Raw genomic sequence first — 13,155 nt, forward strand, 5'->3', positions numbered from 1 at the left:
CACTTTAGCATTGTTTAGGAAAGCTTGCCCTGCTTCAGGCAAACAATCCAAAAACTATACCCCCTCTTTTATACACCCCCATCAATAAGTTCCATATCCCATATAAAGAGTTCCGAAACATAAGTACGGGCGTTTTAAGCCTTCTTCATTTTCATCTTTGCCCCACAATTAATCATAAAAACAATCACAAAGATGAAAAAGCAATTAATATTACTTTTTACAATAGGCTTTTTTCTAGTAAAGTCCACCGCACAAGAAACATTCATGGATGTAGTCATCAACTACACCCCCACAAGTCTTAATTATGGCGATAACAACAAAGAACTAAAAGATTTTAAAAAGGGGTATTGGGGCCTTCAGGCCGGAGCCTCCTTCCAAGCAGGAATTACCGAGTACTTCTCCTTGGTGCCGGAACTGTATTTTGTAATGAAAGGAGGCCGGTTGGAAAATAACAACCCACTTACTGGCCAAGAAACCAAGATTAGGTTAAACACCCTAGACCTGCCCGTAATGGCACGCTTGCATTTGTGCAACCTATATGTAAACGCCGGACCGGTAATTAGTTATAACATCAACGGTCGCTTAAAGACCAAGAGCAATGACCTTATGCCGGGAGGGAAATCTAAAATGGAATTCGGCTCGGAATTAGGCACCTATAGTCGTTGGGATGCCGGCTTACAATTTGGTATGGGTTATGAATTTAAGTTTAAAAAGTCGAGACTTCTCTTAGACCTCCGCTATCATTACGGTATGGTAGATATAGGCAATGGAGCCGACATGTATAACCGCTATTTTAATATGAACATCCTGCTCTCCAAAAAATGGAAAACAAATCCATTGGGCAAGAAAAAGCGTCGGGACCTGGCCTTTTGGGAGGCCTACGACGAGAGTTTGGCCAACCCGCTGCGATAAAAACCGTGTTTTCCTTTCTCAGTCTTAATAACAAACAGATTCTTTAAATCCTTCCTAAAATGTTAAGTGAAAAATATTTGGCCCGCATCGCTGGATTGCTCTACCTAATGGTTATCATCTGCGGAATTTTCGCGGAAAAGTACGTGCGATTTACCTTGGTAGATTTAAACGACAGTGCAGTAACAGCCCAAAACATTGGCAACCAGGAATTCCTATTCCGTATGGGGTTCGTAGCCGATTTATTAATGCAATTGGCATACTTTCTACTACCCGTGGTATTGTACCAATTGCTAAAGAATACCAGTAAAGAATTGGCCGGACTTATGGTCCTGAGCGTAACGGTGGCAGTAGCTATAATGTGCATCAATATGCTCAACCATTATGCCCCATTACTTTTATTGAATCACAATATATATACATCGGCATTCAGTACCGAACAGATCAACAATTCGGTTTCCTTTTATTTGGAGATGCACAACAAAGGGTATCATATTGCCCAACTGTTTTTTGGGTTATGGCTGTTGCCTTTGGGATATTTGGTTTTTAAATCCGGGCGATTTCCAAAAACTATCGGAATCTTCCTAATGGTAGGCTGTTTTGGCTATCTGACGGATTTCCTAATCTATTTTCTCTTTCCAGAAAACAGCATTGCCTTATCCGAATATATTACCGCCCCAGCAGATTTGGGTGAATTCTCCCTATGCCTTTATTTATTGATCAAGGGCGTAAAAGGAGCCGATTTATCACAATAAAAAAAGTACTGAATAATAATCCAGAACGAACGGCATTGCCCTATGCGACATCTTTGCCAAAACAAATAAATAAACAATTTAAAAAAATACATCATGACAACTTTATCAAGAATCATAATACTAACCACCTTGTCCCTATTCCTTACACTAATATCATGCTCAAGCGATGATGATGGAACAACAGTTCCGGAACCTTCTTCAATAAAAACTGCGGCAGAATTAAATGCGTATCTGGATGAGGTGGCAAAATCTACCGATGTGCCCGGATTCGCCATCAGTGTGGTAAAAGGTAATAGCATTGTTTACCAAGAGTCCTTTGGCTATGCAAATATCCAGAACCAGGTAGCCTACACAAATACAACCGTAAATTCTATCGCCTCAATTAGCAAGACCTTTGTAGGGGCCGCGGTAGCCAAGGCCATTGAACAGGGACATTTTACCTTGGAAACGGACATTAACGACCTGCTGCCGATTAGCGTAACAAATCCAAAGCAGCCAGAAGGGGTAATAAAGATAAAACACTTGGTCACCCATACCTCAGGACTACTGGATAGACCAGAGGTTTATTTGGCCTACAATTATCACATTCTACCTGGAGAAAATATTAATACTGCTGGTGCTGGCATCTTAATGAACGAGATTGGTATAGAACAACGGGAAGCTAATTCTTTGGAAGATTTTCTGGCCGCCTATTTCCTAGAGGATGGGGATCTATACAGTTTGGATAATTTTGCCGATACTGCTCCAGGTAGCACTTGGGCCTATTCCAATTTGGCTACAGGCCTGACCGGATACATTATTGAAACGGTAACCGGGCAATCGTTCGATGAATATGTAAAAGAAAATATCCTGATGCCATTACAAATGAATGCCTCTACGTATTCCATAGAGGAAGTGAATACTTCAGAAATGGCTACAAGATATATTAATGAGGGCTCCCCTTTGCCCCTATATTCCAACGATTCCTATCCGGAAGGCAGCATCCACACCACCAATGAGGACATGGGTAATTTTCTTTTGGACATGGTCAATGGAATAAAAGGGGAATCCTCCCTGTTATTTTCCGAAGAGGCTTATGAAATGCTCTTCGATCCGCAACTGGCAGATGGTTTGGTTCCTCTGGATTTTGCCGAAAACCACGGATTATTCTGGTATTTTAAGGATGGAAAAGCAATTCACGGAGGCAATAGTTTTGGAGTTTCAACTCACTTGGAAATTGAGCAAAACGGGGCCTCCGGATTTATCTTCATATCCAATATGGATGCCTCATTTAGTGGAAACACCCAGAACTATCTTGCGGTCCAAGAAAAGGTAAGCAAAGCTATACAGGAGTATTTGGCCGCCAATTAATTTAAGTGAAAGGTTATAATAATGAAAAAGTGGCTAAAAAGAATAGGTTGGGGATTGGTATCACTTTTACTACTAACGGCAATAGCAATTGTGGCAGTCTTAAAGCTGGATAAGAAAAGGACCTCTTATCTCAGAATTCAGGATACTAGTGATTCCTATGTTATTAAAAATGTGAACATTGTTCCAATGACTGGCGACACTGTTTTATACCAACAAGATGTACTGGTAGAGCAGGGGTTTATCTCCATGATAGCTCCTGACCTTTCTTTAGGCACTTCCAAAAAAGTAGACGGTACCGGTAAATTTTTATCCCCTGGACTTGCAGATATGCATGTACATGTCTGGGACGATTATGAACTGGGACTATATCTGGCCAAAGGGGTAACCACCCTAAGAAATATGTGGGGCATGCCATTTCATCTGAGGATGAAAGAAAAAATAAAAAGGAAAGAAATTTATGCTCCACTTTTCTTTACGGCCAGCCCAAAACTTACTGGACCAAAAGATGAAGGGATAGACAAAAAACAGGTTAAGAATGCCAAGGACGGGAGCCGCTTGGTGGCTAAATATAAGAAACAAGGCTATGATTACATCAAGACCTATGCTGGCTTGCCAAAGGATATTTTTGATGCTATTAAAACGGAAGCTTTAGCACAAAATATTTCGCTTGCTTCGCACCCTAGTTTTGAAGTTCCGTATGATTATCACTTTTCCAAACCGATAAAAGCAATAGAACACACAGAGGACATTGTGCAACAGGCCCTAAAATATGAAGATGATAGTCTTATGCTGGCAATGACCCTGGAACACTATGCGCAGACTGAAATTGGACACACCCCAACGCTGACAGTATTCCACAAAATATCGGAAATTATTGAAAAAGAGTCGGCCTTGTTGTCGGAAGAATCCATAGGTTACATAAATCCCGCGTTCTTGGAATTGGGCTCCCATGATGATTATAACAGATGGACAAGTACAAAATTATATGACTCCCTGGTAGGGGAACGAATCCTAAAGCAACATCAACAACATTTAAAAATCGTAAAAAAAATGAACGATGCCGGTGTTATTCTGCTTGCAGGTACCGATTCTGGGATATCCTATGCCGTTCCGGGCTTCGGTATACACGAAGAACTTGGATTTTATAAAGAAGCAGGTTTAACCAATTATGAAGTCCTAAAGACGGCTACGGTCAATCCGTCAAGCATCTATGAGGAGCTGTCCAACACTGGAACCTTGGAAGTGGGCAAACTTGCCAATTTTGTCTTGACCTCGGAAAATCCCCTAGAAAACCTGAAAACCCTACAAGCTCCGGAAAAGGTTTTTATAAAGGGACTAATACTAGATTCAGATCGGCTGACCAAATTGCAGGAAAAAGCCTTTAAACGGAATAACTACTGGGCCACGACCATTCGGCTTGCGGAAGGACTTTTATTTCAATAGCAGATCATAGGCAAAAGGTTCCAATTCATAATCCCGAACGACGTAACTGAAATTACCTATTACTTTTAGTCTGTGAATTATTTTATACGTGATGGTCATGGACCATCCAATTATCAAAACTTTAAAAAATGAAAAATAACGAAAAAAATAAAACGGTACTCTTGGCTGGCGCTACGGGTTATTTAGGAAATTTTATCGCCAAGGAATTGATTTCCAGAAACATAAATACCAAAATTATTGTTAGGAATCCGGATAAGATAATCCCTTTAGCTTACGATTTCGTGGAGATCATCCCAGCCGAAGTTACCCGGCCAGAAACCATTAAAGGGCATTTCACAGGAGTAGATACCGTGATTTCCTCAATAGGAATTACAAGACAAAAGGACGGACTTACCTACATGGATGTGGATTATAGGGCCAATATGAACCTTTTGGAAGAAGCAAAAAAGGCCGGTGTAAGGAAGTTTATTTACGTGTCAGTTATCAACGGCCACTTACACAGAAACCTGAAATTAATAGCTGCCAAGGAAGCCTTCGTAGATGAACTAAAAGCATCGGGACTGGAATATACCATAATACGCCCCAACGGATTCTTTTCCGATATGCGCGACTTTCTAAAAATGGCCGAAAAAGGCAAAGTCTATGTTTTCGGCAATGGTAAAAAGAAATTCAATCCCATACATGGTGCCGATCTGGCGCTGGTTTGCGTTGATGCCATTAATTCCGATAAGAACCAGATTCCTGTGGGCGGCCCAGATATTCTTACCCATAACGAGGTTGCGGAGATGGCCCTAAGGGCGTGCGGAAAACCGATCAAGATTATTCATATACCCCACTGGGTCAGAAAATCGGTGCTATGGACCACGCGGACCTTTTTCACCTCCAAAACCTATGGACCTATCGAATTTTTCCTTACCCTTATGGCCGAGGATGCCATAGCTCCTAGGTACGGCAGTCACAGGTTGTCTCTTTTTTTTCAGAACGAAATGGATATCATAAATAGAAAAACAGATGCGAAGTAATTAAATTTTAAGGGGCTTTTGACCATTGCAGCCACTAGAGCTATGGGTACTACACACATATTCCAAACAGATAAAAATGTCAAAAAAATTATCCTCTTAACCCATTACACAAGTGACCTTAGTTTTTAATATATTTGATTTTAAATGCTACCTAATTCAGTGGTGTCTGGACTTTTAATCATTTCGAACAGTAGCTTAATTTGGGGGTATGGAAATTTTTCAAATTGAAAAAACTCTTTATGCACTCTACCTTATTCAGTTTTGGAACAGGCATTCAATCACTTATCTGTCAACCATTTAATCTTATGAACGCACCTGACAAAAACGATCCGTTTCCCTTGGAAAATTACGATCGACTCTGCTTTTTAAAGAATATTGTAAAGGACCCCAATATTTTGGTTGGGGATTACACTTATTACGACGATTTTGAGGCCGTGGCCAATTTTGAGAAAAACGTAAAATACCATTTCGACTTTGTGGGAGACAAGCTCATTATTGGAAAGTTCTGTATGATCGCATCAGATGTTACCTTTATAATGAATGGAGCCAATCATTTAAGCAGTTCCATTTCCTCCTACCCTTTCGCCATTTTTGGCAAGGACTGGAAGCATGCCATGGACGGCAAAAGCTATCCCTTCAAAGGAAATACCGTGATTGGCAATGATGTATGGATCGGTTATAATGCCACCATAATGCCGGGTGTTAAAATTGGACACGGAGCCATCATTGGCAGTAATTCAACAGTTGTTAAAAATGTAGCACCCTACAGTATTGTTGGGGGCAATCCGGCCCAGTTGATCCGCAAGCGTTTTTCTGAGAAGGATATTGCCAAGTTATTGGAGCTGCAATGGTGGGATTGGCCTATTGAAAGGATTACGGCCAATGTCCAAAACCTAACGGGTACTGATTTAGATAAAATGATTTAAATGTTTCTGTCCAAGTTAGGGAAGGCTGTAAAATAACAGTATTGAGGTGTGTTTAATATTTTAAAACCTAATTTTGTAATGTCGATTAGATTTTAGTAAACATGATACGTTATCTTTTATTGGTTGGATTTATAATTTGCACGATAACCAATCCGAATGTTCCCAAAACCTCAAAATATTTTGACATAGTTCTCAAGGATAAAATAGTCGGCTCATTAAAAGTGAGTCGGAGCACCAAGGATTCCACAACCTACTATAACAGCACAACAAGTATAAAAACAAGGCTAATTAAAAATATTGAAGTGGATTATAAGTATGATGTAGTCTTCGATAATATGATGCTAAAAAAGGCCGATGTCCAAATTACGGTGAATGATAAGCCACATGCCGAAACAACTACGCTATGGAAAGAGGGATACTATCAGGTCTTGAAAAATAGCAATGAGGAAATTACCCTGATGGAGCCCATTGATTATACTACCATTTTATTATATTTTAAAGAGCCTGTGGACATAGACCGTTGTTATTCTGAGCAAGACGGCAGTTTAAATCATATTATAAGTTTAGGTGATCACACCTACAAAAAAATCAACGCAAAAGGAAAAGAGAATACCTATCATTACAAAAATGGAGTTCTAACGAACGCGGTTATTGATGGGGGGATCTTAAGTTTTAATATGATTGCTCGGGAATTCTAATGAATCCAATATTAAGAACATCAAAAAGCTAAATTTTAGTTTGTTGGCCGACCTAGGCTTAGTCCCTTGGAGGAGTTTTATTTTGTGAACTATGCTAATGAGTATATAATTTTATAAATGCATGGATATTTCTAAAATACCCTTTTAAATGCCATAAGCATTATGAAACAAAAATTTTAAGGATTCATAAACCTAGATATCTTCTGCATGGTAAATATAGGATTGGCTCCTTCGCTTTTTGCCACCATGGCACCGACAGCACAACCAAAATTGATAGCGGCTTGGGGATCTTCACCGCTAAACAACTTGTAAATTACAGAGGCTAGAAAAGAATCCCCGGATCCTACCGTATCAAGAACTTTAATCCTATAGCCACTATTATAATAAAAAATTTTTTGGTGATATAAGACGGCACCGTAAGCGCCTTTCGTAACACAAATGGTTTCCGTTTGGGTTTTTTCGGCAACAAATGCAATAGTCTGCTCCATAGAATGGTACTTGGAACCAAGATATCCGGCTACTTCGTACAATTCATCATCATTAAATTTCACAAAATTGGCGGGTTGCATTAATTCCAAGAGCAGTTCTTTGGTATAATGTGGAGCTCTCAAATTAACGTCAAAAACCTTGTATTGAGCAACTTCCAAAAGTTGCTTTAAGGTTGTTCGCGAAGTATTATCCCTACAAGCTAAACTACCGTAAATAAAAATGTCCGATACCCCTAATTGGCTTTCATAAAATTTTCTTGGCAAAATTTTATCCCAAGCAACCGGGTAGGCAATATCATAAGAAGCCACCCCTTTGTCATTTAAGACAACATTTACTTGTCCAGTCCCATAATTGGGACTAATCTGTATTCCATCCGTATTGACACCAGAATTGCCTAAATAGTTGATTATTTTATTCCCCTCCCTATCATCACCTACGCTACTTACCATGGATACTTCTACCCCATATGATTGTAATCGCAAAGAAACGTTCAATGGTGCTCCTCCAATCTTCGAATGCGTAGGAAAATTGTCAAATAAAACTTCTCCGAAACAAATCGCTTTTAATTTTTTCATTTTTTTAATTTAAAAAAAGACACGGAGGATCAGCTCTCCGTGCCTTTATAAAACTAACTCAAACTAACTCTATATTAAGTTAATATCCAGGATTTTGCTTATAGAGTCCACCCGTAAAATCTATTTCACGTTGAGGAATTGGATAGTATTCATCCCTTCCAGCGGTAAAAACGGCACTGGATAAAAAATCCCTCTTTGTTTTTTCCTCGGCCAAATAAGCGTTCAACACTGTTGCTGCCTCACCCCATCTTACCAAATCAAAGAAACGTGGTCCTTCCATACCAAATTCCAATCTCCTTTCGAATTTCAAAGCTTTCCAGGCATAGTCCTTATCAGGGAAGGTCGTGTACTGTTGAATGTTATAGATATCCGTTGCACCGGCATCGATCTGGCGTTGGGTACTTACGGCGGCACGGGCCCTTACCTGATTTATCAAAGGCAAAGCTTCATCCCAACGGTCCAATTGTATCAAGGCTTCTGCCTTGAACAACAATACATCCGCGTACCTAATAAAATCAACATTCTTTGAGGTACCTACAAATGGACCTTCCTTTACATAACAGGAGCAATCCGGAGCTTGTTGCTCCTTCATATTGCCGAAATAGCCATACACCCCTGGATCTCTGGCCCAGCTAAAGTTATAAACCATATCACCGGTTGTATTGACCGTATTTCTATATTTAAAAGGGCGTCCAGGTATTCCTACGGTATGATCCAACCTGGGGTCTACCGTTAATCCTATAGCTGGCGTAACGGTTCCATCCTCATTAAGGGTCGTAAAAATATCGGAATCGTTAAAAGTATCCAAGAGGGGCAGTCCGGCGGCATCCGTCTTAAAGGCATTTACCATATTTTGACTGGCCAAATGAAAACCACAGCAACCGTAAAGTGCAGATCCATGAGGGGAATTAAGTCCAGTAACAAAACTTACCCTACTCACCTTGGTACCGTCATTTATGGAAAACTGAGCTGCCCAAATTGATTCTGGCCCATTATCAAAACCGTCCAAAAAGTTATTACCGTAATCGGCTTCCAATCCAGCAGTAACCTCATCCGCATAATCTATTACCTCCTGAAGTCGGGCAGGATTAATGGCTGTGACCTGATGCTGGTCATTTTGTTCATAGGCCTGGTATAATCTAAGTTTCGCCATATAAGCTGCAGCAGCATTTCTGTCTGCCCTTCCCACTTCGTCTTGGGATTGGGGAAGATTGTTATATGCAAAAATAAAATCCTCGGCTATAGTGTTCCACAATTCATCGTTGGACACATCATTGGAAATGGCAGCCGTCTCTTCCTGAGACAAACCTTCTATGATATATGGAATTTTTTTGAACAAAAGCTTCAACATAAAATGCGAATGTGCTCTCAAAAATCTAAGTTCGGCTTGTCTTAAGGTCTTATTTGGATATTCCGCATCGGGTATATCATTGATAACGGTCAACGCAAAATTAGCCCTTGAAATAGCCTTGTAATAGTTGGTCCAAGTTCTTGGCGCCATCCAATCCCCAAAATCGGGAATAGTCAAATTGTACTGCTCATATCGGTCTACCACATCAACATCACTTCGGCCTCCACCACCTTTATAGGCATCGTCCGATCGTACACTTCCATATACCCATTGGTGCGTTAAGGGCCCTATCATTTCATCGTTGGCAATTCCCGCGTAAGCGGCAACAACCAAAGATTCTGCATTATCGGCCGTGGCCACATTTTCATTGGACAATACGCCTTCAGGTTCGTATTCCAAAAAGTCCTTGTCACAAGAGACAAAAAGGAATGAAACCAACATTCCTATTATATATAATTTATTTCTTTTCATGATTTTCATTTTTTAAAAGTTCAAATTAAGTCCCAATGACAGCACAGTTGGTACAGGGATGTTATCAACACTTGTACGCTCTGGATCGGATCCAATGTAATCTTCAGGAGTAAACCAAAATAGGTTCTCACCCTGAAAATAAACGCGCAACCCGGTCATCCCCCAAAATTTACTAATCATCTCCTCAGGCAAAGAATAGCCAATTTGTAAATTTCTTATTTTGAAATAGGAATTCTTTCTATATAAATAATCGGAAGTCCTCTGATCGTTGAAGGCCAACGAAAGGGATGGTATATCCGTATCGGTATTTGTTGGAGTCCATGCATTGAGAACACCTAGACCTGCATTCTCGCGGCCTTGGGTGAAATTATTCCAGAAAATATAAGGGTCCTGACCAATTCTTCCGGCTACACCTGATCCAAAAATGGAGAAATCAAAGTTTTTATACCCAAGATCAAGTCTAATTCCATACTCCAGATCTGGCAAGGTATTCCCAATAAAGTCCCTATCATCGCTATCTATTACATTATCCCCGTTAAGGTCTTGAAATTTCAATCCTCCAGGTCTTGCCCCAACTTGTGCAGGACTGGCATCGATATCGGCCTGACTTTGGAACAATCCATCCGTTTTATAACCAAAGATGGAAAATTGTGACTGACCTAGGATAGAATTCTCTGCCGTTCCTGGAAAACCTGCCCTAACTTCTTCGGGCAAAAAGGTAATCTCGTCTTTGAAAGCCCCAAAATTAGTAGATACCGCCATTGAAAATCCACTGTCCCAGGTTTTGGAATAGGCCACCGAAAGCTCCCATCCTTTTGTTTCTGTGGTAGCCCCATTAAGAACACGCTGTTGTCCTTCGCCAATTACTGAGGCGATTGGAGGTGTAATCAAGATGTCACTGGTTTCTCTGGTAAAGTAATCGAAAGTACCTACTACTGCATTGTTAAAAAGCCCAAAGTCTACACCAAAGTTAAATTCCTTGGTAGTTTCCCATTTAAGCGCCGGGTTCGCAGCTTGAATGGAAACAAATCCTGAAGGCAATGTCCCCCCATTATTACCTCCTAAATCATATGCTGTTCCTACATTATAATACTGGTTGAAAAAATCAGGAACAAATTGATCTTGGTTGGGACCATATCTTGATTCATAAAGACCAAATCTGGCCAGATCACCAATAGATTGGTTACCAACTTCACCGTATCCGGCACGAAATTTTAAATCCGAAACCGCGCCTTCATCATTGAAAAAATCTTCCCTACTAATTCTCCAACCCAAAGTTGCGGCCGGAAAAACACCATACCTGTTTTCTTCACCAAATCGCGAGGAACCATCCCTACGAACGGTAACTGAAGCCAAATATTTATCCGCAAAAGCGTAATTTAATTTCCCAAATTGGGACAACAGACTACTTCCACTGGAACGTCCAGTATTGGTCTTGGCACCAGTAGCCGCATCCAATACAAAATAGGACTCGGTCTCTACCGCAAAGCCATCGGCGATGGCCGTAACCGAATCAAAATCATTTTTAATGGATTCTGCTCCCACCAACAGGCCAAAACGATGATCGCCCAATTCCAAATTATAATTTAAGGTATTGGTAAAGACAACACTGGTAAATTTGTTGGTGTCCAATATTAACCTATTATTACTTCTGTTTACAAAACCATTGGCTACCCTAGGCTCAATGTCCTTGCGCTTATAGTCGCCAAAATCAAGACCAATACTCGTTCTAAAAGTTAAATTGTCCAATATCTGTAATTCGGCAAATACGTTTCCGAAAATATTGGTCCTTTCCGTATTGTCCCATCTATTTAAGTATTGCATTAGAACCGGGTTGTTACGATCCGAGTAACCAGCTCCCAAAGGCCCACCATAATTACCATTACTGTCAAACAAAGGTATAGTTGGCGCCAAGCTAATAGCCAATGCCGGAGTTGGGGCGCTACCGATATCGGTAGAGGCCAATGTTTCATCCGAGCTGGTAAAAGCCGTATTAAGGCCAATCTTCAATTTATCATTGAACAATTTGAAATTGGAATTCAATTTCCCCGAAAATCTTTCATATCCTGTATGTTTTAGAATCCCGGTATTCTTAAGATGTCCCAAATTGATAAGATGAAAGGACTTGTCCGTTCCACCTGAAACGGAAACTTCATTATTGTACACATAACCCGTTTCATAAGCTTCTTTCTGCCAATCCGTATCGCCTGCAGGTACATTGGCATCTCCCCCAACAAAGGGCTGTAGCGTTACACTGTTTAGCACCGGATTATTAAAGTCCCCATTCCAATCAAAATTATAGATCTCCCCATAACCCCCAGCTGGATCTGCACCATCATTGACGGATGCCCTCCATAATGCTTCACCTCTTTGTAGGGAATTGAGCATATCATAACGCTGCTTTTTTTCGGATTGTACGGAAATGTTAGAATTTACACTTACCCTATATTTCTCTTCCCCACCAGCTTTTGTACTGTTCTTGGTGGTTACAATGATAACGCCATTACCTGCCCTGGAACCATAAATGGAAGAAGCTGATGCATCTTTCAAAACCTGAACAGATTCAATAGTACTGGGATTAAGTCCCGAGAAAACCTCTTGCCTAACCGTTGGCACCCCGTCTATTACATATAAGGGGTCGTTGTTCCCCAAGGTGGTAACCCCACGAATTAGAATTCGGCTACTGGTACCATTAGGGTTACCGGACTTTTCAACAAAAAGCCCAGGCACCCTTCCCTGTAAGGCCTGCATGGCATTACCCGAGCTCAAACTTTGACCTTCCACAGGTCCAAGTTCCACTACGGTTATAGCCCCGGTTAGGTCGGCCTTTCGTTCTGTAGTATAGCCCGTAAGCACAACCTCGTCCAACATTTGTGCATCTGGCTGCAATACAATATTAAAAGTTGTCTGCCCATTAACCTGTACCGCCATGGTTAAAAAACCAACATAACTTATTGAAAGCGTAGCGTCCGAAGGCACCTCATCCAATGTAAAGTTACCATCAAAATCCGTTGTGGTACCATTGGTTGTTCCGGCTACTACTACCGAAGCACCTGGCAAAGGCATCCCGTCATCCTGGGAGGTCACGGCACCTTTTATCTGCTCTTGGGCCAATAGCCCCAAGGGAACAAACGTCATTAACAATAATAAGAGTTTCAGTTTCATA

The 13,155-nt window shown here is 40.7% G+C and carries 10 protein-coding genes; 7 read left to right on the forward strand and 3 right to left on the reverse strand.

Annotated features, from left to right (window positions below; translation table 11 throughout):
* Positions 1 to 192: 192 nt before the first annotated feature.
* From MWU84_RS11720 to MWU84_RS11750, 7 genes are all read left to right on the forward strand, one after another.
* Positions 193 to 912, forward strand: a complete 720-nt coding sequence (locus tag MWU84_RS11720; RefSeq protein WP_246901668.1) for a porin family protein — start codon at positions 193 to 195, stop codon at positions 910 to 912.
* Positions 913 to 971: 59 nt separating this feature from the next.
* The gene (locus MWU84_RS11725) at positions 972 to 1,664 is read left to right on the forward strand and encodes a DUF4386 domain-containing protein (protein ID WP_246901669.1); all 693 of its coding nucleotides are present in this window, start codon (positions 972 to 974) and stop codon (positions 1,662 to 1,664) included.
* Positions 1,665 to 1,757: 93 nt separating this feature from the next.
* Positions 1,758 to 3,014: a serine hydrolase domain-containing protein gene (locus tag MWU84_RS11730; RefSeq protein WP_246901670.1), complete on the forward strand. Its 1,257-nt coding sequence runs from the start codon at positions 1,758 to 1,760 to the stop codon at positions 3,012 to 3,014.
* Between the two features lie 21 nt (positions 3,015 to 3,035).
* On the forward strand, positions 3,036 to 4,457 hold the full coding sequence (locus MWU84_RS11735) for an amidohydrolase family protein (RefSeq protein WP_246901671.1): 1,422 nt from the start codon (positions 3,036 to 3,038) through the stop codon (positions 4,455 to 4,457).
* A 128-nt stretch (positions 4,458 to 4,585) separates the two neighbouring features.
* Positions 4,586 to 5,479 carry an SDR family oxidoreductase gene (locus tag MWU84_RS11740; RefSeq protein WP_246901672.1) on the forward strand — a complete coding sequence of 298 codons (894 nt, stop codon included), beginning with the start codon at positions 4,586 to 4,588 and terminating at the stop codon, positions 5,477 to 5,479.
* A 305-nt stretch (positions 5,480 to 5,784) separates the two neighbouring features.
* The gene (locus MWU84_RS11745) at positions 5,785 to 6,405 is read left to right on the forward strand and encodes a CatB-related O-acetyltransferase (RefSeq protein ID WP_246901673.1); all 621 of its coding nucleotides are present in this window, start codon (positions 5,785 to 5,787) and stop codon (positions 6,403 to 6,405) included.
* A 101-nt stretch (positions 6,406 to 6,506) separates the two neighbouring features.
* Positions 6,507 to 7,103 carry a DUF6134 family protein gene (locus MWU84_RS11750; protein WP_246901674.1) on the forward strand — a complete coding sequence of 199 codons (597 nt, stop codon included), beginning with the start codon at positions 6,507 to 6,509 and terminating at the stop codon, positions 7,101 to 7,103.
* Positions 7,104 to 7,279: 176 nt separating this feature from the next.
* On the opposite strand, the gene MWU84_RS11755 is transcribed toward MWU84_RS11750, so the two are convergent.
* The 3 genes from MWU84_RS11755 to MWU84_RS11765 form a co-directional block, all read right to left on the reverse strand.
* Positions 7,280 to 8,167, reverse strand: a complete 888-nt coding sequence (locus tag MWU84_RS11755) for a carbohydrate kinase (RefSeq protein WP_246901675.1) — start codon at positions 8,165 to 8,167, stop codon at positions 7,280 to 7,282.
* A gap of 79 nt (positions 8,168 to 8,246) precedes the next feature.
* On the reverse strand, positions 8,247 to 9,989 hold the full coding sequence (locus MWU84_RS11760) for a RagB/SusD family nutrient uptake outer membrane protein (RefSeq protein WP_246901676.1): 1,743 nt from the start codon (positions 9,987 to 9,989) through the stop codon (positions 8,247 to 8,249).
* Between the two features lie 12 nt (positions 9,990 to 10,001).
* Positions 10,002 to 13,154, reverse strand: a complete 3,153-nt coding sequence (locus MWU84_RS11765) for a TonB-dependent receptor (protein WP_246901677.1) — start codon at positions 13,152 to 13,154, stop codon at positions 10,002 to 10,004.
* Position 13,155: the final 1 nt, after the last annotated feature.

Source organism: Arenibacter sp. F20364 (assembly GCF_023015905.1).
Taxonomy (GTDB): domain Bacteria; phylum Bacteroidota; class Bacteroidia; order Flavobacteriales; family Flavobacteriaceae; genus Arenibacter.

Excerpts from the sequence above, each read along its gene's own strand:
- MWU84_RS11720 (WP_246901668.1), top strand. The coding sequence starts at position 193 with ATGAAAAAGCAATTAATATTACTTTTTACAATAGGCTTTTTTCTAGTA.
- MWU84_RS11725 (WP_246901669.1), top strand. The coding sequence starts at position 972 with ATGTTAAGTGAAAAATATTTGGCCCGCATCGCTGGATTGCTCTACCTA.
- MWU84_RS11730 (WP_246901670.1), top strand. The coding sequence starts at position 1,758 with ATGACAACTTTATCAAGAATCATAATACTAACCACCTTGTCCCTATTC.
- MWU84_RS11735 (WP_246901671.1), top strand. The coding sequence starts at position 3,036 with ATGAAAAAGTGGCTAAAAAGAATAGGTTGGGGATTGGTATCACTTTTA.
- MWU84_RS11740 (WP_246901672.1), top strand. The coding sequence starts at position 4,586 with ATGAAAAATAACGAAAAAAATAAAACGGTACTCTTGGCTGGCGCTACG.
- MWU84_RS11745 (WP_246901673.1), top strand. The coding sequence starts at position 5,785 with ATGAACGCACCTGACAAAAACGATCCGTTTCCCTTGGAAAATTACGAT.
- MWU84_RS11750 (WP_246901674.1), top strand. The coding sequence starts at position 6,507 with ATGATACGTTATCTTTTATTGGTTGGATTTATAATTTGCACGATAACC.
- MWU84_RS11755 (WP_246901675.1), bottom strand. The coding sequence starts at position 8,167 with ATGAAAAAATTAAAAGCGATTTGTTTCGGAGAAGTTTTATTTGACAAT.
- MWU84_RS11760 (WP_246901676.1), bottom strand. The coding sequence starts at position 9,989 with ATGAAAAGAAATAAATTATATATAATAGGAATGTTGGTTTCATTCCTT.
- MWU84_RS11765 (WP_246901677.1), bottom strand. The coding sequence starts at position 13,154 with ATGAAACTGAAACTCTTATTATTGTTAATGACGTTTGTTCCCTTGGGG.